Consider the following 21,265-nt stretch of genomic DNA (forward strand, 5'->3'; position numbering starts at 1 on the left):
GGTACATCCTCACAATAAAAAATATTTATCATAACTAAAGCGTCAGCAGCAAGGTTTAGTCAATCAGCTAAGCCTCAGCAGGGGCGCAAAAACGCTGATACAGCAGCTTTAGTACGGCCAATGCATCATCACTTGCGATACTATAATAAATTTGCTTACCTTCGCGGCGTGTCGTCACCAGCTCATCTTTACGTAAAATCCCAAGTTGCTGCGACAAGCTTGGCTGGCCAACACCCACTAAGTTTTCAAGCTCACTGACGCAGTACTCTCCTTGGGTTAACTGACAAAGGAGAATCAGGCGATCAGGATGCGACAGCGACTTTAGTAGTTGGCTGGCTTGCATTGAGGCTTGCTGCATTTGTTCAGCAAAATCTTTTGTCGTAACGCTGTCACTATCATTACTATTGTCATTATTCATATCAGATGTGCTCAATACTGAGGTAGAAGTAATCAGAGCAAGCTCCTTAAATAAGATATACATAGAAAATTGGTAGATAATCGTATAGGGTTAATTATCAATCATATTATCATTTATAGCAAGTTATCATTATTTACATTATATAAACTGATATATTATAAGATAATTGCTATAGTAGTCGTTATAGCTAATTAACAGACTTATTTTGGCGATGATAAATAACGTCTTATTATACGTAACAATTCGCCAAAAATTAAAACAATCTTAGAAAAGTGGAGAGCAGCCATGCAAGTTCATTCATTCTTACATAGCGATACAGAAACTTATACTCATGTGCTCGCCGACGCCGAGCAGCAAGTGTGCGCCATCATTGATCCTGTATTGGATTTTGATTACAAGTCAGGGTGTACGAGTACAACGAGCGTTGATGAAGTGGTTGAATTTGTCAAAGAGCATGGATGGGAGCTGATCTATATTATCGAAACTCACGCCCATGCTGACCACATATCAGCCGCCATTCATGTCAAAGAAACACTTGGCGGGCAGTTGGTCATTGGTCAACATATCACGGAAGTACAAAAAATATTTAAGCAGATTTTTAACTTTGATAGCAGTTTTCGCACCGATGCCAGTCAGTTTGATATTTTGACCGATGATGGCGACACCTTAGCGCTGGGCGGCATTACCATTACTGCGATGTATGTCCCCGGTCATACACGTGCTGATATGGCCTATCTTGCCAATGATGCCGAAAAAACCGTGGTATTTGTCGGTGATACATTGTTTGCCCCTGATGTGGGTACGGCGCGCTGTGACTTCCCAGGTGGGGATGCCAAAACTCTGTATCAATCGATTAAAAAACTGCTCGAATTGCCCGAAGATACGATGATGTATCTGTGCCATGACTATCCTAGTAAAGGGCGCAAGCATTGCCCAACCACGACGGTCGCTGCGCAAAAACTAGGCAATATCCATGTAAAAGATGGTATCAATGAGGCAGAGTTCGTTGAGATGCGTGAGCGCCGTGATGCCAATCTTGAGATGCCAACGCTCATTATTCCAGCAGTACAACTGAATATCGATGCCGGTCATTTCCCAAAACCTGAAGACAATGGTACACGTTATCTAAAAGTACCTATCAATACCCTTGGAGAATAAGCCACGCTGTTTCATCCAACGCACCCATGTTTTTTTATGCTGATTTTATATTGATGATAATTTAACGGAGTCTGATTATGAGTGAACAAAATGCTCATGTAGTATGCCCACATTGCCACGCAACCAATCGCGTACCAGAGGCGCGTCTTAGCGCTGCACCAAACTGCGGTAAATGTGCCAAGCCATTATTGACTGCAGCACCGCATGAATTGAATGCACAAACGCTAGGTAAAGTTATTCAAAAAAATGAGGTATTGACCATCGTAGACTTCTGGGCAAGTTGGTGCCAGCCATGTCTGATGATGGCGCCAGAATTCAAGACAGCGGCCAGTCAATTACCACAAGTCATGTTCGCTAAAGTGCAAACTGATAAATATGAGCAAGCAGCGGCACCTTATAATATTCGCAGCCTTCCTACGATGGTAGCGTTTAAAAATGGCAAAGAGATAGCGCGGCAGTCGGGAGCGTTACCCAGTCATCAAATCGTTCAATGGGTACAAAGCCTAAAATAGTTGTGATTGAGGCGCAGGCTCTCTTATCAGTCGAATTTTATTGAGTACAATAAAAAGCCAATACCTTTATCACGTATTGGCTTTTTTTATGGTGCCTGATGGATGAAAGCTGTGTGGGCTTATTCGCCATAAATCTTGATGCCAGCTGCAAAGCTACAACGCTGAAGACGGGCAGATTGAATAATCGCATCACGTTCGCCGTATAGGCGCGATAACTTGGCATCACGCGCTTTATTATTATTGCTTTGACCAACGCCGAAGCTGATATTAGGAGAGATACCCCAGCGCCCTGCCGATATCCCAACCCCTACGCCTGTCGATGCTAACGTTGATTGTTCATTACGGGCAGCATTTACGTAGCTATTAACACGGACATACTCTTGATTCAACGCTTGGCAGTTATAGCTCTGATAGGTACTTGGCGGGATATACTGCGGCGTAATATTACCCGTAGAAGCACAGCCTGAGAGACCCATAATGCCAGCGGCTGCTAATAGTGCGGTTACAGTAAGAGTTTTCATAGCGGCTCCAGTAGGCTCATATTGGGTTTTCTTTCTTTAAGATAGCAAACTTTAAGATAGCAAAAATACTCTGATTAAGATATTGAAATTGCATAGAATATCTTGTTATATCCATTATAGAAATATTTGTGTTTATCTACTACCGCCCTTAAGTAATGATATAAGCACTTATCAAAATAAGTTACCCGGTTTAGTAAAGGCAAGTATCACAATACCCACGTATGCCACCCCAGCGATGAGAATACCGGTTTTTCTTTGGCTCGGTGTTGCAGTGCTATTAAAGGCTTTGATACTGGAGCTGATAGCCGCCACGAGCAAGATGAGCTTGGCAAATACCCATTGTACTGGTGCATTGGCGCTCATCAACTGCATCAACATCCCAGCGCCTGATAGAATGACAACAGCGTAGAGAATATGCGAGGATATTTTGACCACGCGCGGCGCTTGTTTGTCTGAGCTTAGCACTAGATAGCTTTGATATAAAAACAGCACAATTAACAGCACGGCCATGAGCATATGTAGGTGTTTCATTGAGTATAGTTCCCTTTAAAATTGCATTTTTTATCGACAGCATCTTATTATTGATTCTAAAAAATATTTAGCCTTTATTTTGCCCAGCGCATAACGGGCTGTCAGGATTCTGACCTTGCCATTCTGTCGGTGTATAAGCATGAATCGCTAATGCATGGATTGAACCACCTTTGGAGGTTAACAAAGCATCTGCCAGATGATAAACCATCTGATGACGGGCAACCAAGCGCTTGCCGGTAAATGCTTCGCTGACCATAATCAGTTTAAAGTGGCTCTCTTTACCGTCAAAATAACCAGCATGATTCATAGATTCATTAATCAGCTGCATATGCTGCGGCTGTAATGCTTGCAATTGATGACTAAGGGCGTCAGCAGTAGGGGCGCTATTGGTGGTAGGGGTAATGGCAGTCATAACAATCCTTGATTCTATTAAGCGTCGTTATCATTAGATAATACAGTGCGCTCATTATAGCAGACGCTGTAAAAAAGCAGAGCGCCACATGATGATGCGGGCTCTGCTTGTCATGGCTTATAAGTATCTAATCTAACAATGCTGGTTAAAAGCAATGTCAACAAGGCACTATTAACGTCGCGCTCTTTGGTATAACGGCATCACTTTTGGCAATAAAGATTGTATCTGTGCAATACGGTTACCGCTGGTTGGGTGAGTGCTCAAAAATTGTGGTGGCTCGCCTTGGCTGGCGCGTTGCATTTTTTGCCACAAAGTAACAGCCGCTTGTGGGTTATAGCCTGCGCGCGCCATAAGCTCGAGACCGATTTGATCCGCCTCAGCTTCTTGCGTGCGACTGTGCGGACGGCTCAGACCCAAGTCCCCTGCGACGTTTGCCAGCTGGGCTTGACCTTGTGATAGACCAAAAATACTCGCTGCCACACCGATACCGGTTTGCGTGGCATATTGACGTGATAGGCGCTCACGTGAATGCTCACGTAGGGCATGAGACATCTCATGACCCATAATAGCTGCGATTTCGTCATCCGTTAAGTTCAGACGATCGATAATGCCAGTGTAAAACATGATCTTACCACCTGGGAGTACAAAAGCGTTCAAATCGTTAGATTTGATCGTATGAATCTCCCAAGGCCATTTTGCCGCATCAGGGCGATAGACGCCAACTTGATTGACTAAACGGCTAGAGATGTTTCTTAAACGATTGAGCTGAGCGGTATTGGTATCAAGCAAGCGTTTTGCTCTTGCTTCTTGTATCGATTTATTATAACTCTGGGCGGACAGCTGCAATACTTGCTCGCTCGATACGAGTAGTAACTGCTGACGATCAACGCCGACAGCGCCCGTACTGGTCGTACTGGTACAACCTGTCAAAGTCAGGGCTGACAATGAAGCCGCCATGACCGTTGTGGTAAGTAGTTTTTTCATAGTAAACGTCCTCGCTATAAATCATAAAATGAAAGTAAGTAACAGCAATATTGATACAGTAACAGTAGAGGCAAGGGAAGCTTATTATTGACGTTCTACTACCTTCTCTCAATCTACTCAAACAGTAAAATTCTACCTGAACCGTCCTTGTGCCTAAGTATAATTATGTTAACTGCCAAAAACCAATAGAGCAAAAGTAACAATACAAGGTAGGATTGTAAATGACACTGATATGGAAGACGTATGACTCTTTAATACTTCTGTTGAAGTGATATCTCTGTTTAAGTAAGCAGGTACTTGGCAAAGAAAATATTTGAGCCATGTTTTATAAAAATAATTTCCTAATGGCAGTTAGGAAAATAAACCATAAAATCAATTGTATATGAGCGTTCATATTCTAATGAGCCCTTAAGAGATGCGCTGTCTTTAAAAAAATTAAAAAAACCTGTTGACACGCTCAGAATATTTGCTAAAATAGCCAGCCTATCGAGACGTAGCTGTTAGCAATAACACTATAGATTGATATTTAGCGGGAATAGCTCAGTGGTAGAGCATAACCTTGCCAAGGTTGGGGTCGAGAGTTCGAATCTCTTTTCCCGCTCCAAATATGGCTTGAAAAAGCACTAAACCCTCACTTCTTAAAGAAGTGAGGGTTTTTTTATGGCTGAAATTTGAGTGAACAATCAGTTAGCAGCATCTGTAGCTAATGACAATGCCTATAGTGGCATGATACTGCGTCAAATATAAATTATTACGAAAACTGCATGAACTTAGCACATTTAAATAAACTCTTCCGCGCATAATTATTCCTAGTCAGCGCTTAGATTGCAATTACGGTCAATATGACTGTATTGGCAACTGCTTATTCTCAAGAGTAATGCATATATAGTCGATTCCAAATAAAATAGATACGCCATACTGTAACGCAGAACTGGTATAAATTTTTCTGGCTTGCTGTGCTTACGCCGACAGAGGCTGCGTAAAATTTATCCCAGTCCCGCTGTATCGTTTTAATACTGAATTCACTATATTAGCCATCTGCCTTTAGTAGCGATTAATTACACTATTTGATAATGCTGTAAACGAGCTGAGTACATTTATATTAAGGAATCATTATGCAAGAATTTCAACATAAAGCATTTAACGAGCTTTTCGATTTGTCAGGTAAAGTTGCCATTGTGACGGGCGGTGCTAATGGTATTGGTAAAGCTACGGCGCTACGCTTAGCAGAAGCGGGTGCTAACATTGCCATTGCCGATTTAAAACTTGAAGATGCACAAGCAGCAGTAAAAGATATCGAGGCACTTGGGGTAAAAGCGCTTGCCGTAGAATGTAATATTCTAAAAGATGATGATTTGGTCACGATGGTTGATAAGGTGGTTGCCGAGTTTGGGACGGTTAACGTTTTAATCAATAATGCAGGTGGCGGCGGTGGCGGTCGTGAAGACCCAAGCACAGCATCGGTCGACGATATCCGCCGTGATTTTGAGCTAAACGTCTTTAGTGGCTGGCGCTTAAGCCAGCTGTGCGCGCCGCATATGAAAAAATCAGGCTACGGCTCCATTGTCTTTACGACATCAATGTCAAGTATCAATAAAAGCCCAAATATGAGTGGCTATGCCGGATCAAAAGCCGCTGTCAATCACATGGTGGCGAACTTGGCGCATGACTTTGGTCCTGAAGTACGCGTCAATGCGGTAGGTCCGGGGGCGACGCGTACCGATGCGTTGAAAACGGTATTAACGCCAGAGATTGAGAAGAAGATGCTAGCCAATACGCCTATCAAGCGTTTGGGTGAAGCCGATGATATCGCTGGTGCTATGTTATATTTCGCAGCTCCGATATCGACTTGGGTCAGCGGTCAAACCATATTCGTCAATGGCGGCGGCGTACAAACCTTAGATTAACAAGTTAATATCTAGCAGCTTTTAGAGTAAGAACAGCACTCCATAAGATATGGGGTGCTGTTTTTTTATAGGTTATTTGTACTATTCGTTAATATCTCTATTTAATTAATATCCATTATTAAGATTTTTTTACGAAAATGAGGTGCTGAGATAAGCATTATTTCCTATAATAGGACTACCTAACTGAGGAGCAAATGAAACTATGTCAGATTTACAAACATTGCATCAACTTACAGAGCAGCGCCGTTCAATTTATGCATTGGGCAACCAATTGCCAGTATCGAATGACGCCATAGTGAAATTGGTCGAGCATGCTATTTTGCATACGCCGTCATCATTTAACTCGCAGTCAACCCGCATTATAGTGTTATTTGGCGATGAGCATCATAAGCTATGGCAGCTGACTGAAGGTATCTTACGCGGTATCGTCGATAATGATGAGCAATTTTCCTCAACCAAACAGAAAATAGACAGCTTTAAAGGTGGCGCTGGGACAGTCTTATTCTTTGAAGATCACAAGGCTATTCAAGCCCTACAAGAACAAGCCCCGTTATATGCCGATAAATTTCCTATTTGGGCACAGCATACCAATGCCATGCATCAATATGTGATTTGGACAGCATTGGCAAGTATCGATGTCGGTGCCAGTTTGCAGCATTACAATCCGATCATTGATGACAAAGTGGCTGAAACTTGGGCGGTCGATAAGGACTGGGAGTTAGTTGCGCAAATGGTCTTCGGTACAATCGAGCAACCCGCAGGCGATAAAACCTTTGAGCCGCTCGACAAGAGATTGAAAGTATTTGGTTAATGGTTTCGAATGTTGAATCTATAAATATTAAGCAAAAGATTTGCCAGTCATAAAAAGCGCCGCTCAACGGTTTGTTGGGCGGCTTTTTTTATTTTAGGAAAAGGTTATGGGCAATCAACCATAGATCGAACGCAGTCATACTCTGATAGCTTATTATTCACTAGCTGGCTTTTGTCTTCGTCCCATTAAGCTATTTGCAACCCATGCCGGACCAATTAACAAAAACTGTAAATCCTCAAAAAAGGAGGGTTTTTTGCCTTCGATCTTATGACCGATAAACTGCCCAATCCATGCTACCACAAAGATGGCGGCCCACACTTTAAAGCCCCAAGGCAACAAGGCCATCACTGAAAGACAAATAAGAATAAACATTCCCATTGCCATAAATAGGGGCGTCGATAAGCGCATGTAAAATAACAAGACTAGGGCGCTCATGATTAAGGTAAACCAAACGGATAGCGACATCCCCATACCAAGCAGACTGACAAAAATAGTTGGCACACAAAGCCAATGTATTTTCTTATTGATAAGATTTTGATGACTGACAGAGTACTCACTGAGCCACTGCTCAAGCGTACGTTTGGACATTCGCTTTTGCTGAGTAATAGACATACCAACCTCCTTGTTAGTAAATGAATGACTGATAGCAGACAAAAAAGTAATCTACTGTTAACGATCAGTTGTAGCACTAATTTGCGCAATCCGCCATGTTATCTGTTAGACCGTAGAGTCAAATGTTCTAAGCCTTTGATCTGCTAATGCTGAAATGCCGCCCTTTTTTCCCTAAAAAACTGGCTTATCATACGCTATTTTTTGAGTGTTACTGGTGTCTCTACCGACTCTTGCTCACTGCGATACCACTCATAGAGTCCGACAAACGAGTTTACTTGATAGACCATAGTCTGAATGGCAAAGATGTAATTACCTGACATAAGGTTTACGGTCAACCATACGAAGTTGGATAGAATCCATAACCACCAATTGAATGAGTAGCGCAGAATCATTGCTGCTTGCGCGGTGATAGACAGTATAAAAGCGATGACATTAATCCAAAAGAATGAGATCAGACCCAAAAATTTACTGTTGTCGTCTTCAACAACGGCATATCCATAGCTTGCTAGTACATCATTGACCGTTGGAAATAACGCCAGTCCAATCACCATAAAGGCGATAGTCAGCAGCCAAATCCATTTGCTCGCAGATTTGGGTACCATATCTCCATCGGCATCGGTATGCTTTGACCAATAAAAAATCCCATAGACGTGGGTGAAAAAGTTGAACATAGGCGCAAGCATCAGTCCAACAGCGCCAGAGGTCGCTTGTACGACGACTTCACCTGCTGTTGCGCCCATACCGAAGCCATTACCTAAGATATTTTTACGAAAGGACAGCGACACCACACAGACCAGCCCGATAAAAGACACGCCTAAGTAAAACCAATCTAGGGTGGTATGTTCGGTGGTCAGCCAAAACCCTGTAGATAAGGCGAGTACACCGCAAATGAACCAAATGACAATCCATTGCATCGCCCATTTTCCAGTAATATTATCTAATAGCTGAATGCGCATGGCGTTATGTTCCCAAAATAAGTAATAGTATCAATGTTGTTTTTTAATATTAGCTGTCTTTTATGGCTTTTGATTATAAATATACTGGTCGATAAGCAGCAGCGCTTGCTGATAGCGCGCATCATAATCGGGCTGATCAATTATATGTGGCGCGATATGATGACAAGCGAAAATATCTACTAGACGCTGCTCGAAACGTCCGCGCGCCCCAGGCGTGCCCAATGAGCGCATACCATCATCAACCCATGGTGTATTGTTATCGAGCATAATCGTATGGTCTAGGCGAAATTCCTCAATGCAGGCGGCCACAAAAGGGTGGCTACGCCCTTCATACTCCTCACAAAAAGCTTGAGTCGTAACAAAGTCAGTATCAATGATCGTCACAGGCGCTGTGGCTGCACTTTTGGCGTCACGTATAGCTTGGGCATGATGCAAGGCAATCGGTCCATAATCGCTATATTGTAGGCCAATTTCGGTGCCGCCCAAATCTGTACCGACATAAACCCGTCCCATCTCAAGCGCAAAGCTGGCTCCATAGTAGTTGGCGAGCTTGTGCACCAGTGTGGTTTTACCAGAGCTTTCACCGCCGACAATAGCAACCGTCTTGGTATAGTCGCCGCGCACTTGTGGATGCAGTGTTGACCAATGGGCGACAGGATTGCGAGCAATGGCATAAGAGTCGAAGTCAGACTGTAGGGGAGTGGTAACCACTGGCATGACGAGCTGCTTATCAACATCAGACTGTGTTAACGGGTGATTTTCTGCGACAAACAATACGGTTTGAGCTGGCAAATTCAGCGCTTCTTTTAAACGTTGCAGTTTGGCATTACTGGCAGTGATGTCAATGGTCACCTCAGCGAATCTTTCATGTACTGGCAGTTCAATCTCATCAGTCGTATGAATATGAATAAAAGGAAGGTCAGCACAGGCCATCTGTAACCAACGCGCTTTATCTTGTAAGGTGATCTTAAAATCTGGATGCGGCGATGGATGCGTCATAATAACGATATGTAAGATTTTTACTTGTCCTGCGGCGTCCAATATACTGCGCATTTGCCCCAAATGTAGCGGCTCAAAATGCCCAATCATCAATCCTGACTCGTACATAGCTGTCCTTATTTACACTTATCAAGTGCAATTTCTCTTCAGTAATTTCAAAAATGATCTAAAATTTTTATTATGTATGAGCATGGTATAAAGGTTTTGGGCGACTTACCCGTAGATTATTGTAAATTGGCGTTATTTTATAGCGCATCCAGTCATAAAATAATGAGTTATCTGCTGGCTAAGTTTTACCCCCTAAGTTGTACCCCTTTTAGATTGAAGCTCTCATCAATATACCGATCTTTCTAAGATAAAGTAGAATTATCTTAAAATCGATACAAGGTGACTAAGATAGGAATTTGTCAGCATCCTTGATAATAGCAAGGAAAAAGAGTTTATCTCAATCAGACTAATCCCTATCATATTTATCTCATTCATACATAGTCAAAACGCAGCACTTTTACTTTGAACAGGCTAGAGCTTAATAATTGCTAAGCAGTTGTTTTTATTAGACCCCATGGAAAATGTAACAAAAGGTGTAATATACGAGAAACAAAGCTGCCTTTGAAACAATTTGAAATATCTATTTAAAATCAGGGGTTTACGGGCACTAGCGAGAGATTAGAGTAAGCTTAAGTAGCATAAATTCACAAAGCACGTCTATATAGCCAACAGATATCAAAGAAATGATTGTTATACTCATTCATAAGTTTAAAGATAAACGCCAACCCTTTTAATTCTTTTAGAATAAAATAATAAAGGGGTTGATAAGCGTAATAATAAAATAAATATAAAAGAGGTATTTGATTTGGCTAAGCTAGCAAAATTACATCGTTCAACAAACAATCGCATGATAGCGGGCGTGATGGGCGGCATTGCAGAATATGTCGGTTGGTCGCCAACGTGGGTAAGATTGCTATTCGTTATTGTCTCGACATTGAGCGCAGCAGTACCTGGTATTTTGATCTATATTATTTTATGGATCGTGATGCCCAAAGCAAGCGGTCAATCTTATCAATAAACTATTGATTTTAATGGTGTTAAGAAAATAGATTAGAATAGAATCGTTCCATAGGTCATTGCAATACCCCGAAAAACAAAAAGCCTGAATAATCAGGATGCCCAAGACATACCTTTCCTCCTGCCCAGATGCTCGCGCATTTGGGTATTTTTTTGTTTGGCTTATTAACGACTTTTAGCGCTAGGTTTAAGTCATTTACTGCCTGAAAAATTTGCTATTACTGCCTGATATATAAATTTAGTTCAGGTAAATATGGATAAAATAGTCAATTTTTAGTAAGGTGAGCAGGCAAATAGCATCGTTGCTGCGTAAGCGATACGAGCGCTATCAAAGATTTATCTCATAACACTCATTCACAGTGGCTTTATTATGACAACCGAAACTATGCCGTCTCAAACTATGACATCACCAGCAAAGAACGCCGAGCCGATGACTTTTCAAGATCTAATCTTAACGTTACAGAATTATTGGGCTGATAAGGGCTGCGTTATCTTGCAGCCTTATGATATGGAAGTCGGGGCAGGTACCTTTCATACTGCAACATTTTTGCGCTCATTAGGTCCAGAGCGCTGGAATGCTGCTTACGTACAGCCATCACGCCGCCCAACCGATGGTCGCTACGGTGACAATCCAAACCGTTTGCAACATTATTATCAGTTTCAAGTGGTGCTCAAGCCCAATCCGCCAAATATCCAAGAACTGTATTTGGGCTCACTTGAGGCGATTGGTATTGATCCATTGGTACATGATATACGTTTTGTCGAAGACAACTGGGAGTCGCCAACGCTTGGTGCGTGGGGTCTTGGTTGGGAGATTTGGCTAAACGGTATGGAAGTGACGCAGTTTACCTACTTCCAGCAAGTGGGCGGTATTGAGTGTTTCCCTGTGACCGGTGAGATTACCTACGGTCTTGAGCGTCTAGCAATGTACGTACAAGGCGTCGATAGCGTCTATGATTTGGTGTGGGCAGATGGCGAGTTTGGCCGCGTCACTTATGGGGATGTCTTCCATCAAAATGAAGTTGAGCAATCAACCTATAACTTTGAGCACGCCGATGTGCCGATGATGGGTCAGATGTTCGACTTTTATGAGCAGCAGGCCGATAAGCTTGTGGCCGAAGGGTTACCGCTACCAGCGTATGAGATGGTGCTAAAAGCCTCACATGCCTTTAACTTACTGGATGCACGCGGCGCGATTTCAGTCACTGAGCGTCAGCGCTTTATTTTGCGCGTACGTACACTGGCGCGTAAAGTTGCCTTTGGTTATGTTGAAGCCCGTGCAAAACTAGGCTTTCCATTGGCAGATGAGGCCCATCGTCAAGAGGCACTGGATAAGTATTTGCCAAAAGAAGAAGCGCTTGAACGTACAGAAAGCAATCAAGCTGCTGACAACAAACATTCTACTAATAATAAATAGGAGCATCCCATGAGTAGCATTTTATTTGAATTGGGGTGTGAAGAATTACCTCCAAAAAGCCTAAAACCTTTACGTGATGTGCTACAAGCGAGTGTCACCGAGCAGCTGACTGAAGCTGATATTACTTTTGATAGCATGAAAGCCTTTGCAGCGCCGCGTCGTTTAGCGATACAGATCGAAGGTATTAGCGAGAAGCAGCCTGACCGTACTGAAGAAAAACGTGGACCTGCAATCAAAGCAGCGTTTGATGCAGAAGGTAATCCTACCCGCGCTGCGATGGGATTTGCAAAAGGATTGGGTATTGAAGCCAGCGAGCTGACGACCATTAACACCGATAAAGGTGATTATGTCGGTTATGTGCAAACGATTCAGGGTCAAGCAATTACTGAGCTGCTACCGGCTATTTTTCAGACGGCGCTTGATAATTTGCCAATTGCGAAGCGTATGCGCTCAGGGGCGAGCCGCAATGAGTTCGTGCGTCCGGTACAGTGGGCAGTATTGATGCAAGATGATGCTGTCATTGAGGCGACTATCCAAGGTCATCAGACTGGCAATCAAACCCGTGGCCATCGCTTTCACAGTCCTGATTACCATACGATTACCCATGCCAATGATTATGAGCAATTGCTTGATAGCTTAAAAGTGGTAGTAGATTTTGATAAGCGTCAAATGCTGATCAAAAATCAAGTTAAGGCGCTGGCAGATGAGGTCAACTCGGACGCCATTGTACCGCAGAGTTTGTTAGATGAAGTCACCGCTTTGGTTGATTTTCCTATTGCTCTGCGTGCAAGTTTTGAGGCGCGTTTTTTACAAGTCCCGCAAGAAGCACTCATTTCTACCATGCAAGCCGATCAGAAGTATTTTTGCTTAACGGACAAAGCAGGTAAATTGCAGCCATACTTTATTTTCATTACCAATATCGAGTCAAAAGATCCTAATCAGATTATCGAAGGTAATGAGAAGGTTGTGCGTCCGCGCTTAGCTGATGCCGAGTTTTTCTTCTTACAAGATCAAAAACAGCCGCTATTTGCGCTGACCGAAAATCTGAAGACCCGTGTATTCCAAGACAAACTGGGTACGATTTGGGAGAAGTCTGAGCGTATTGCTAAGCTCGCTGCTTTTATCGCTACTTTGATGCAGCAGCAAGGTCAGCAGATTGATCTCGATGACACGGTACGTGCCGCGATTTTGTCCAAAGCGGATTTGGCAAGCTCGTTGGTTGGTGAGTATCCTGAGTTGCAAGGTATCGCAGGTACGTATTATGCGCGCCTAAATAATGAACCTGAAGCGGTAGCAGCAAGCTTAGAAGAGCAGTATTTGCCTAAGTTTAGCGGTGATGTATTGCCAAAGACAGCGGTTGGGATTTGCTTAGCATTGGCAGATCGCTTAGATACGCTAGTGGGTATTTTTGCTATTGGTCAAGCGCCGACTGGCTCAAAAGATCCGTTTAGCTTACGTCGTTCAGCAATCGGTATCTTGCGTATATTGATTGAGAAGCAGCTGCCTATCAATCTAGTGGCGTTGGTCGAGCAAGCGATTAAAGGCTATAGCTCTGGCGACGGTAGCAAGATTGAAAAGATGGGTGATACCTTTACGCAAGTTATGGCGTTTTTGAACTCGCGCTATCGGGCGATGTATACCGAGCAAGGCGTGAGCGTCGATACCATTCAGGCAGTACAGGCGATTAATCCGCATATGCCGCTTGATTTTGATCAGCGTATTCGCGCCGTTCAAACATTTAGCGACTTACCTCAAGCTTCAATGCTGGCGGATTCAAACAAACGTGTTGCCAATATTTTAGCCAAATCAGAAGTAAGCGTCGCTGATAATGTCAATGACGCGTTATTATCTGAACCTGCTGAGCAAGAGTTATATCACGCTGTTCAACAAGCACAAGCGGCGGTGAAACCGCTGCTAGAAACGGCTAACTATACGCAAGTACTGCAAACCTTGGTCAGCTTAGATGCGCCATTGACCCAGTTCTTTGCTGATGTAATGGTCAATAGTGAAGATGCGGCGCTTAAAGCCAATCGCTTAGCACTGCTCAAGCAAGTGCGAGCCTTATTCTTAACGGTCGCCGATATCAGTGAGCTACAATTATAGTTTCGTCATGTATCGCTGGCTCATTATGAGGCGATGATGACTAAATTAGAGATGCTATAAAATAAAAACTGGCTCACTGGAGCCAGTTTTTTATATGATTATTCTGAAGCGTTGCGTTTATAATGTCTTGAGCCATCTTTGAAGGAGCGATGCCGTGTTAGCCGTTATTATCATCATTATTATCATCTGGATTTCGATGTGGGGGTTTTATAAGTTTATGTACCCGCGCGCGCCCAAAAGCATGATGCCAAAAAAAGGCGATGTGACCACACTACGTCAATGTGATTTTTGTGGTAATAGCTTGGCTGAGTATCGCGGTGTGCTTGAAACTAAGCCTGCTGTAGCGCCTGAGACTGATAAAGCAGTCGCTGGTGAGCTGTTCTTTTGTAATTATGAACACCAAGCGGACTTTCATGCAGGCAAGGTTTATCGATCAGAAGGATAAAAAGATAAAAGGTATTTGATAGCCTATTACATAAAAGGCGCTTAGTATTTATAGGCTAAGCGCTTTTTTAATCCAAATGTTTAGTGATAGAGAGTGTCTATAAAATAGAATGAGCGTCTTGTATGACTTTATTTAGCAGCGCTACAGATTGCTTGTCTTGCTGCGTACGGTCTTCTACGTTTCTTTCATGAGTTTGGATTTTCTCATATAGATTTAAGCAGCATAATACCAATAAGCTTTCTTGGCTCAGGCTCGGTGCGTCTCTTTTTAAATCGAGCGCGTAGTCGTTGATGTATGAGACAGCCGCGCGCAATTCTTCTTGCTCATGTACTGGGCAATAGATAGGATAAGTGACACCAGCTATCGCAATATCGACTTTCTTAATTTGCGGTTCAGGTGTGCTATTCACTTTAGCGGCCGTGCTGCTTTGGGTAGGGGTATTGTTTACTAGCGTTTTTTGTGCCTGATTATTATCTGCTTGCAGGTTTTTGACTGGGCTATTTTGTGGCTGTTTTTCCGTGGTTTTGTTATGGTTGTCGGTCATGATAAATCCTACAATGTCTGGTCAGTAAAGGGGAGTGAGGTAAGCAGGTACAATACTAAGCGCGTGTTAGCCTTCCGTTTGATCGATACGCGTTAAGCGCTGTAAGACCACTTGGGTACGTTCAGCTGCCAATTCATTTTTCTTTTTTAGCTCGCTATTTTGTTGCTGAATTTCGCTATACTGCTGTTTTAATTCATTGTTATGCTGTTTTAGGTCGCGGTTTTGTTGTTCTAGTAGCTCAATTTGATTGTTTAATTTATCCTGCTCTTCGCCAATCATATGGTGTGCTTCAGCTAGGCTTTGATAGCGCTTATCGAGATCATGAAATTGTTTCTTTGCGCCATCGCGTTCTGTATGGCTGCTATCTAGCTTGGTTTTTAAGGCGGTAAGCTCTTTTGGGTCGGTAGTTGGCTGCTGCTTGAGGCTGCTAAGTTCAGCACTGACAAGCTGATACTGCTTTTTGATGTCGAGTATCATTTTTTCTAATATTCTAAGTTGGTCATACATGGTCAGTTTTAATCCTTAACAAGTAAGCGTAAATGAATTTTGTTGTCTGCGTTTAATAATGCCATAGGTGACCGCATAATATCTATACCAACAAAGTAATTGCCGACACTGGGCTTATTTATTTTTATCAGTAGCGGCTTTGTCGATGACAAATGACATCGTGCTGCGTTTATTTTATATGTAATATCAATTATTAGGACATCGATTATGAATGACAATATCTCTGGCTGGAATACGTGGCTAGCGGCTTTTGATGACTGGACGGATGTGTCAGTCAGTGAGGTACATGGTCTGATGACAGGGCTAATGACTGCTTGTAATGCGCCTGATGAGCAAGTTTGGGCAAAGGTATTTGAGGAGCTAAGTTTTGCGCCGCTACCTGATGAGGCGTTGACTTTATTGACTGAAGAAGCAGAAGACACTGTCTTTCAATTAAAAGATAAGGATGACGCTTATTCTTATACGCCGCTTGTGCCTGATGATGAACATGACTTATACGAGCGCGTGATGGCATTGAAACAGTGGGCAAATGGTTTTATGACCGGTTTTGGTATTACCGATTGTAGTCTAACTGCTGAAGAAAATGAGATGCTATCAGATTTGGCCAAAATTGGCGGTATTCGTTTAGAAGATGATGAAGACTTTGAGGGCGGTGAAGAGTCTTACTTATACATTTATGAGTTTGCACGTATGGTGCCAGTGAGCTTTGCAACTCGTAAGCGTAAAGCGGTAAAGGACATTGCGCTGATTGCAGGTCTTGCTATCGATGCCAAAACCACAAAAGAGCTGCAAGCAGAGGGTAAGTTGCCAAAACCGATGCCACCAGTCATCGATGTGATGAATCAAAATAATCCGTCATAGAGGTGAGTTGTCATAAATATGGCGCTTTGATGTAGGTATGATGCAATAGCATGTAAAGCAGATGGCATAAGGAAGTGCGATTTGCTTATAAAACGATAATAAAGGAGACTGTGATGATCACTGACAAGGATATGATTTATTTGCGCCGCGCTGTTGAGCTTGCTGCCGAAGCTCTAGAGGCAGGCGATGAGCCGTTTGGTAGCGTGTTGGTCGACGCTGATGGTCAGGTATTGGTTGAAGATCGCAACCGTGCCAATAGTGTCGATGCAACTTATCATCCTGAGATTGCTGTTGCCCAGTGGGCTGTAAAAAATATGACGGCTAAAGCACGTGCGCAAGCGGTCGTCTATACCTCAGGTGAACACTGCGCCATGTGCTCCGCTGCTCATGCGTGGGCAGGACTTGGTCGCATTGTTTATGTCAGCTCATCAAAACAGTTGGATGAATGGATGGAGGAGATGGGCGTAAAATCCTCATCACCAATCCATTCATTAAGTATTCAAGAGGTAGCACCAACTGTGCCAGTTGAAGGTCCAATTGCAGGCTTAGACGAAGAAGTAAAAGCGCTGCAGCGCCGCGCATTTCAAAGAGGCTAAACGCGTTACTCTTTTATTTTGTAGGGTATTAAGGATGTTTTATGACAATAGCAACTGATAATAAAAGCGTGGTTGATCGCAGTTACCCTAAAAACAGTATCGACTGGCTCACCAGACTGATTGCATTTGATACCGTCAGCCGCCATTCAAATTTGGCATTAATCGAAGATATCCAAGCCTATTGTGAGCAGTTAGGCTTAAGTGTAGATTTGACCTTTAATGATGCCAAAAACAAAGCCAATTTATTTGTCACGGTACCAGCAGGCGGCACGGCTAGTAGCAGTGCCGATATCATCAATCATGGCTTGGTGCTATCTGGGCATACCGATGTGGTGCCAGTAGACGGTCAAGCATGGACTTCAGAGCCGTTTAGCGCCACCATTCGTGGTGACAAGTTATATGGTCGCGGTGCGTGCGATATGAAGGGCTTTATCGCATGTGCGCTAACTTTATTGCCACAAGCGGTTGAGCTTTCTAACAATGGACAGCTGCGTCGTCCTTTGCATTTGGCGTTATCCTTTGATGAAGAGGTTGGCTGTCTAGGTGCGCCATTAATCTTAGCAGACCTAAAAGCACGTGGTATCACCCCTGATTATTGTATCGTTGGCGAGCCGACCAATATGACGATGGTCGTCGCGCATAAAGGCATTGCCGTTTATCGCTGCCGCGTCCACGGGAAATCTGCACACTCGTCATTGACTGAGGCCGGCGTGAATGCCATCAGTTATGCCAGCCGTTTGATTGGCTATGTTGATACTTTGGCAGAAGAGATTAGCCATCGTGATGATAATGATGCGCTGTTTGATGTGCCATATTCGACATTGTCTGTGGGGACCATACAAGGCGGTACAGCGACCAATATCGTGCCCAATCTGTGTGAGTTTACCTTTGATTATCGCAACTTGCCACATATGACGCAGGACGATATTCTGCTACCGATTCAAGCAAAAGTTGCCGAATTAAGCGCACAAATGCAAGCGCGTGCTGCCGATACTGGCATTGAGCTGATGCAAGAAGAGAGCGTGCCTGCGATGACGGATAATGAGAGTAGTGAGTTACAAGCATTGATAGCGGCACTGACGGGGGATGATAAGCGTCATAAAGTGGCTTATGCAACCGAAGGCGGACAGTTTACCAATAGTGGTATACCTACGATCATCTGTGGACCCGGCAGTATTGAACAAGCCCATAAAGCCGATGAATATGTTGAGTTAAGTGAGATTGCGCGCTGTGATAGCTTCTTACAGCGTCTATTAGAAAGTTGTAGCGCCGATAAATAAACCGCCAGGTTTCGGTTTTGATTGGTATAAAATACACCGTCTTTATGGCGGTGTTTATTTTTTCAATAATGTATTTAGTATAAAACAAAAGAGTAGGGGTTGGTTGATGTCTTGGCATCTGTTTGTGGTATTTTTTGCAAGTACGTTTTTTATCTCAGCGACACCCGGTCCAAATATGCTACTGGCGTTTCAATATGGGATTAATTATGGGGTCAAGCGCACCTTATGGACGCTGGCAGGTCTGAGCCTAGGACTGTTTATGTTGCTCCTATCAACGCTGCTTGGACTCGATGTGATTAGCCGTCAATCGCCTTGGTTATTGACGGTCATTAAAACAGTGGGAGCGATTTATCTTATCTATCTGGGTATTGCCTCATGGCGTGATAGTGGCAGCAATAGCAGCTTAATGAATGACGCCCATGCTATGAGCGCAGAAGTAAGTGCAGAACTAGCAACGAACTCAAATCACCCTGACAGCATCCGCCAATCTGAGACACTTAAGCCGCGCTCGCTCTCAAGTGCTGCGGTCAAAATGGTACCCAGTAATGCTACGCTATTTCGCACAGGAATGTGGGTGTCACTTTCTAACCCAAAAGCGATTTTATTTTTTGCCGCCTTCTTTCCTAAATTTATCAATTTTAGTGCGCCGCTATGGCCGCAATATGTGGTGCTTACCTTAGGACTGTTCCTAAGTGAGACGATTTGGCAGATAATATATACCTTAGGCGGCAAAAAACTGGCAGGGTGGTTAGATGTTAGTGAGCGTTTGGCTTGGCTCAATCGGGGCTGCGGCATGATATTTATATTAATTGCCGGCGCTTTATTGGCTGATGTGTTCAATGGTTTTATGATATAAAAGTCGCTATCAGTTATGTATATAAAGGCTAATAGGTAGTCATAAAAAAGCCGCTCACTATCGAATAGTGAGCGGCTTTTTTGCGATTTTATTGAAACAAGGATTAAGCTAATACGGCCTCAATCTCACCTTTGACCATATGCGGACTCACAAAATCAGTAATACGCACGCTAACGATTTTACCCAGTAATTCATCCATTTTATCGACGTCATAAGGGAACATCACGGTACGGGTATTATCCGCTGTACCGATTAAACAATCAGGATGGCGATTGGCGATTTGCTCAACCAAGACGCGAGTTGTGGTGCCGACCATTTCATGGGTTTTGGCAAGTGTTGAGTCAATAATGACTTGTTGGAATTCTGCCAAACGCTCTTTTTTAGTTTTAAAACTCACATCATCCGGCAATTCTGCCGCTGGCGTACCCGGACGTTTAGAGTAAATAAAGCTATATGAGTGGTCAAAGTTTAACTCTTTCGCTAGATTTAGGGTATCTTGGAAATCTTGATCCGTCTCACCTGGGAAGCCAATAATAAAGTCGCTTGATAAGTGAATATCAGGACGTATGGCTTTAAGCTTGTTAATTTGATCGATATAGACATCGATAGTATGGTTACGTTTCATCGCAGCCAGTATCGCATTTGAGCCGCTTTGTACGGGCAAATGCAAATGTGATACCAACTCTGGCAATTGCGCATAGGCATCAATGATATCATCAGTGAACTCTAGCGGATGGCTGGTGGTATAGCGAATACGCTCAACACCATCGACGTGTGACACATAGTGCAGGAGCTCTGCAAAACGGCAAATACTGCCGTCGTCTTTTTCGCCGCGATAGCCATTGACGTTTTGACCGAGTAGGTTAATCTCGCGCACACCTTGCGCCGCGAGGCTATCAATCTCTGCCAATACATCGTCAAGTGGACGAGACAATTCTTCACCGCGCGTATAAGGTACGACGCAAAATGAGCAGTACTTCGAGCAGCCTTCCATAATAGATACAAAAGCTTTATAGCCTTCAACACGTGGCTCTGGTAAAAAATCAAACTTTTCGATACTAGGGAAGGACACATCCACCGTACCGATACGGTTCTTAGGGGCAATGTCACGTTGCTCATGTGACTGATCATAGAGCTCTGGCAAACGGTGCAAGGTTTGTGGACCAAAAACCATATCGACATACGGCGCACGTTTTTGGATATTATCGCCTTCTTGAGAGGCCACGCAGCCGCCAACACCAATGACCAAATCAGGACGCTTTTCTTTGAGTTTGCGCCAGCGACCCAACTCTGAAAACACTTTTTCTTGGGCTTTTTCACGGATTGAGCAGGTATTCATCAACAGTACATCGGCTTCGTCGATATCGTACGTGACCTCCATACCATGTGAGTCACCAAGGACGTCGAGCATCTTATCAGAGTCATAGACATTCATCTGACAGCCTTGGGTGGTGACAAATACCTTTTTGGTAGCTGATTTCACAGGAGCTTGCGCTGAACTTGGCTCATTGAGTGCGGTGACCGCAGGCGTGACAGCAGTGATGTCAGAGGCCGCAGCGTCATCGATGCGGGGATTGAATACAGTAACACTCATAAGGATAAGTCCATGATTGACTAAAAATATAGCGGGCTAGCCGATTAACAGGTGGCGTATTTTATCACAACCTTGCACTAATGTGAAAAGTTAGCGTCTGCTCATTATTATAAGGAGATTAGATTATTTATAATAGTATCAATTGCTTATCGATAGTTAATTGGTTATAACTAAGA

Annotated in this window: 23 protein-coding genes and 1 tRNA gene; 13 read left to right on the forward strand and 11 right to left on the reverse strand. The window is 43.4% G+C overall.

Annotated features, from left to right (window positions below; all coding sequences use genetic code 11):
- Window positions 1–67 precede the first annotated feature (67 nt).
- A complete protein-coding gene (locus tag ABYU67_RS07115) occupies window positions 68–418 on the reverse strand; it encodes an ArsR/SmtB family transcription factor (protein ID WP_372844305.1) in 351 nt (116 codons plus the stop codon).
- Window positions 419–703: 285 nt separating this feature from the next.
- Between ABYU67_RS07115 and ABYU67_RS07120 the strand changes: the two genes are divergently transcribed.
- On the forward strand, window positions 704–1,576 hold the full coding sequence (locus ABYU67_RS07120; RefSeq protein WP_372844306.1) for an MBL fold metallo-hydrolase: 873 nt from the start codon (window positions 704–706) through the stop codon (window positions 1,574–1,576).
- A gap of 77 nt (window positions 1,577–1,653) precedes the next feature.
- Window positions 1,654–2,088, forward strand: a complete 435-nt coding sequence (gene trxC, locus ABYU67_RS07125) for a thioredoxin TrxC (RefSeq protein WP_372844307.1) — start codon at window positions 1,654–1,656, stop codon at window positions 2,086–2,088.
- Window positions 2,089–2,207: 119 nt separating this feature from the next.
- Here the strand turns inward: trxC and ABYU67_RS07130 are convergent, their stop codons facing one another.
- The 4 genes from ABYU67_RS07130 to ABYU67_RS07145 all read right to left on the reverse strand — a co-directional run bounded on the left by ABYU67_RS07130 (window position 2,208) and on the right by ABYU67_RS07145 (window position 4,536).
- Window positions 2,208–2,609, reverse strand: coding sequence for a hypothetical protein (locus tag ABYU67_RS07130; RefSeq protein WP_372844308.1), 402 nt, complete (start codon window positions 2,607–2,609; stop codon window positions 2,208–2,210).
- Window positions 2,610–2,780: 171 nt separating this feature from the next.
- Window positions 2,781–3,140, reverse strand: coding sequence for a SirB2 family protein (locus tag ABYU67_RS07135; RefSeq protein WP_372844309.1), 360 nt, complete (start codon window positions 3,138–3,140; stop codon window positions 2,781–2,783).
- A gap of 67 nt (window positions 3,141–3,207) precedes the next feature.
- A complete protein-coding gene (locus ABYU67_RS07140) occupies window positions 3,208–3,552 on the reverse strand; it encodes a BolA family protein (protein ID WP_372844310.1) in 345 nt (114 codons plus the stop codon).
- 171 nt (window positions 3,553–3,723) lie between these two features.
- Window positions 3,724–4,536 carry a M48 family metallopeptidase gene (locus ABYU67_RS07145; protein WP_372844311.1) on the reverse strand — a complete coding sequence of 271 codons (813 nt, stop codon included), beginning with the start codon at window positions 4,534–4,536 and terminating at the stop codon, window positions 3,724–3,726.
- Window positions 4,537–5,065: 529 nt separating this feature from the next.
- Here ABYU67_RS07145 and ABYU67_RS07150 point away from each other — a divergent pair.
- From ABYU67_RS07150 to ABYU67_RS07160, 3 genes are all read left to right on the forward strand, one after another.
- Window positions 5,066–5,140, forward strand: a tRNA-Gly gene (locus ABYU67_RS07150).
- A 511-nt stretch (window positions 5,141–5,651) separates the two neighbouring features.
- Window positions 5,652–6,443: a glucose 1-dehydrogenase gene (locus ABYU67_RS07155; RefSeq protein WP_372844312.1), complete on the forward strand. Its 792-nt coding sequence runs from the start codon at window positions 5,652–5,654 to the stop codon at window positions 6,441–6,443.
- 202 nt (window positions 6,444–6,645) lie between these two features.
- Window positions 6,646–7,254, forward strand: coding sequence for a nitroreductase family protein (locus ABYU67_RS07160; protein WP_372844313.1), 609 nt, complete (start codon window positions 6,646–6,648; stop codon window positions 7,252–7,254).
- A gap of 153 nt (window positions 7,255–7,407) precedes the next feature.
- Here the strand turns inward: ABYU67_RS07160 and ABYU67_RS07165 are convergent, their stop codons facing one another.
- From ABYU67_RS07165 to nadR, 3 genes are all read right to left on the reverse strand, one after another.
- Window positions 7,408–7,866: a DUF962 domain-containing protein gene (locus ABYU67_RS07165; RefSeq protein ID WP_372844314.1), complete on the reverse strand. Its 459-nt coding sequence runs from the start codon at window positions 7,864–7,866 to the stop codon at window positions 7,408–7,410.
- Window positions 7,867–8,060: 194 nt separating this feature from the next.
- Window positions 8,061–8,822 (reverse strand): nicotinamide riboside transporter PnuC, encoded by a 762-nt coding sequence (gene pnuC, locus ABYU67_RS07170; protein WP_372844315.1) that lies wholly within the window; start codon window positions 8,820–8,822, stop codon window positions 8,061–8,063.
- 60 nt (window positions 8,823–8,882) lie between these two features.
- On the reverse strand, window positions 8,883–9,929 hold the full coding sequence (gene nadR, locus ABYU67_RS07175) for a multifunctional transcriptional regulator/nicotinamide-nucleotide adenylyltransferase/ribosylnicotinamide kinase NadR (protein WP_372844316.1): 1,047 nt from the start codon (window positions 9,927–9,929) through the stop codon (window positions 8,883–8,885).
- 745 nt (window positions 9,930–10,674) lie between these two features.
- On the opposite strand from nadR, the gene ABYU67_RS07180 reads away from it, so the two are divergent.
- From ABYU67_RS07180 to ABYU67_RS07195, 4 genes are all read left to right on the forward strand, one after another.
- Window positions 10,675–10,887, forward strand: coding sequence for a PspC domain-containing protein (locus tag ABYU67_RS07180; RefSeq protein ID WP_372844317.1), 213 nt, complete (start codon window positions 10,675–10,677; stop codon window positions 10,885–10,887).
- A gap of 429 nt (window positions 10,888–11,316) precedes the next feature.
- Window positions 11,317–12,303: a glycine--tRNA ligase subunit alpha gene (glyQ, locus tag ABYU67_RS07185; RefSeq protein WP_372844328.1), complete on the forward strand. Its 987-nt coding sequence runs from the start codon at window positions 11,317–11,319 to the stop codon at window positions 12,301–12,303.
- Window positions 12,304–12,312: 9 nt separating this feature from the next.
- Window positions 12,313–14,406, forward strand: a complete 2,094-nt coding sequence (gene glyS / locus ABYU67_RS07190) for a glycine--tRNA ligase subunit beta (RefSeq protein WP_372844318.1) — start codon at window positions 12,313–12,315, stop codon at window positions 14,404–14,406.
- Window positions 14,407–14,560: 154 nt separating this feature from the next.
- A complete protein-coding gene (locus ABYU67_RS07195; RefSeq protein WP_372844319.1) occupies window positions 14,561–14,851 on the forward strand; it encodes a hypothetical protein in 291 nt (96 codons plus the stop codon).
- 97 nt (window positions 14,852–14,948) lie between these two features.
- On the opposite strand, the gene ABYU67_RS07200 is transcribed toward ABYU67_RS07195, so the two are convergent.
- Both ABYU67_RS07200 and ABYU67_RS07205 read right to left on the reverse strand, forming a co-directional pair.
- Window positions 14,949–15,395 (reverse strand): cell division protein ZapA, encoded by a 447-nt coding sequence (locus ABYU67_RS07200; RefSeq protein ID WP_372844320.1) that lies wholly within the window; start codon window positions 15,393–15,395, stop codon window positions 14,949–14,951.
- 66 nt (window positions 15,396–15,461) lie between these two features.
- A complete protein-coding gene (locus tag ABYU67_RS07205; protein WP_372844321.1) occupies window positions 15,462–15,902 on the reverse strand; it encodes a hypothetical protein in 441 nt (146 codons plus the stop codon).
- 207 nt (window positions 15,903–16,109) lie between these two features.
- Here ABYU67_RS07205 and ABYU67_RS07210 point away from each other — a divergent pair, with 207 nt between their 5' ends.
- The 4 genes from ABYU67_RS07210 (at window position 16,110) to ABYU67_RS07225 (ending at window position 19,495) form a co-directional block, all read left to right on the forward strand.
- A complete protein-coding gene (locus ABYU67_RS07210; RefSeq protein ID WP_372844322.1) occupies window positions 16,110–16,763 on the forward strand; it encodes a UPF0149 family protein in 654 nt (217 codons plus the stop codon).
- Window positions 16,764–16,876: 113 nt separating this feature from the next.
- On the forward strand, window positions 16,877–17,359 hold the full coding sequence (locus ABYU67_RS07215; RefSeq protein ID WP_372844323.1) for a nucleoside deaminase: 483 nt from the start codon (window positions 16,877–16,879) through the stop codon (window positions 17,357–17,359).
- Between the two features lie 41 nt (window positions 17,360–17,400).
- Window positions 17,401–18,639, forward strand: a complete 1,239-nt coding sequence (argE, locus tag ABYU67_RS07220) for an acetylornithine deacetylase (RefSeq protein WP_372844324.1) — start codon at window positions 17,401–17,403, stop codon at window positions 18,637–18,639.
- Between the two features lie 106 nt (window positions 18,640–18,745).
- Window positions 18,746–19,495, forward strand: coding sequence for a LysE family translocator (locus ABYU67_RS07225; RefSeq protein WP_372844325.1), 750 nt, complete (start codon window positions 18,746–18,748; stop codon window positions 19,493–19,495).
- Between the two features lie 103 nt (window positions 19,496–19,598).
- Here the strand turns inward: ABYU67_RS07225 and miaB are convergent, their stop codons facing one another.
- Complete coding sequence (gene miaB / locus ABYU67_RS07230; RefSeq protein WP_372844326.1) at window positions 19,599–21,089, reverse strand: tRNA (N6-isopentenyl adenosine(37)-C2)-methylthiotransferase MiaB; 1,491 nt, start codon at window positions 21,087–21,089, stop codon at window positions 19,599–19,601.
- Window positions 21,090–21,265 lie beyond the last annotated feature (176 nt).

This window comes from Psychrobacter sp. (genome assembly GCF_041554015.1).
Classification (GTDB): Bacteria; Pseudomonadota; Gammaproteobacteria; order Pseudomonadales; family Moraxellaceae; genus Psychrobacter.

Coding starts and splice junctions, on each gene's coding strand:
- ABYU67_RS07215 (WP_372844323.1), top strand. CDS start 16,877: ATGATCACTGACAAGGATATGATTTATTTGCGCCGCGCTGTTGAGCTT.
- trxC (WP_372844307.1), top strand. CDS start 1,654: ATGAGTGAACAAAATGCTCATGTAGTATGCCCACATTGCCACGCAACC.
- ABYU67_RS07120 (WP_372844306.1), top strand. CDS start 704: ATGCAAGTTCATTCATTCTTACATAGCGATACAGAAACTTATACTCAT.
- nadR (WP_372844316.1), bottom strand. CDS start 9,929: ATGTACGAGTCAGGATTGATGATTGGGCATTTTGAGCCGCTACATTTG.
- miaB (WP_372844326.1), bottom strand. CDS start 21,089: ATGAGTGTTACTGTATTCAATCCCCGCATCGATGACGCTGCGGCCTCT.
- ABYU67_RS07130 (WP_372844308.1), bottom strand. CDS start 2,609: ATGAAAACTCTTACTGTAACCGCACTATTAGCAGCCGCTGGCATTATG.
- ABYU67_RS07140 (WP_372844310.1), bottom strand. CDS start 3,552: ATGACTGCCATTACCCCTACCACCAATAGCGCCCCTACTGCTGACGCC.
- ABYU67_RS07165 (WP_372844314.1), bottom strand. CDS start 7,866: ATGTCTATTACTCAGCAAAAGCGAATGTCCAAACGTACGCTTGAGCAG.
- ABYU67_RS07200 (WP_372844320.1), bottom strand. CDS start 15,395: ATGACCGACAACCATAACAAAACCACGGAAAAACAGCCACAAAATAGC.
- pnuC (WP_372844315.1), bottom strand. CDS start 8,822: ATGCGCATTCAGCTATTAGATAATATTACTGGAAAATGGGCGATGCAA.
- glyS (WP_372844318.1), top strand. CDS start 12,313: ATGAGTAGCATTTTATTTGAATTGGGGTGTGAAGAATTACCTCCAAAA.
- ABYU67_RS07155 (WP_372844312.1), top strand. CDS start 5,652: ATGCAAGAATTTCAACATAAAGCATTTAACGAGCTTTTCGATTTGTCA.
- ABYU67_RS07115 (WP_372844305.1), bottom strand. CDS start 418: ATGAATAATGACAATAGTAATGATAGTGACAGCGTTACGACAAAAGAT.
- ABYU67_RS07210 (WP_372844322.1), top strand. CDS start 16,110: ATGAATGACAATATCTCTGGCTGGAATACGTGGCTAGCGGCTTTTGAT.
- glyQ (WP_372844328.1), top strand. CDS start 11,317: ATGACTTTTCAAGATCTAATCTTAACGTTACAGAATTATTGGGCTGAT.
- ABYU67_RS07145 (WP_372844311.1), bottom strand. CDS start 4,536: ATGAAAAAACTACTTACCACAACGGTCATGGCGGCTTCATTGTCAGCC.
- ABYU67_RS07160 (WP_372844313.1), top strand. CDS start 6,646: ATGTCAGATTTACAAACATTGCATCAACTTACAGAGCAGCGCCGTTCA.
- argE (WP_372844324.1), top strand. CDS start 17,401: ATGACAATAGCAACTGATAATAAAAGCGTGGTTGATCGCAGTTACCCT.
- ABYU67_RS07205 (WP_372844321.1), bottom strand. CDS start 15,902: ATGTATGACCAACTTAGAATATTAGAAAAAATGATACTCGACATCAAA.
- ABYU67_RS07135 (WP_372844309.1), bottom strand. CDS start 3,140: ATGAAACACCTACATATGCTCATGGCCGTGCTGTTAATTGTGCTGTTT.
- ABYU67_RS07225 (WP_372844325.1), top strand. CDS start 18,746: ATGTCTTGGCATCTGTTTGTGGTATTTTTTGCAAGTACGTTTTTTATC.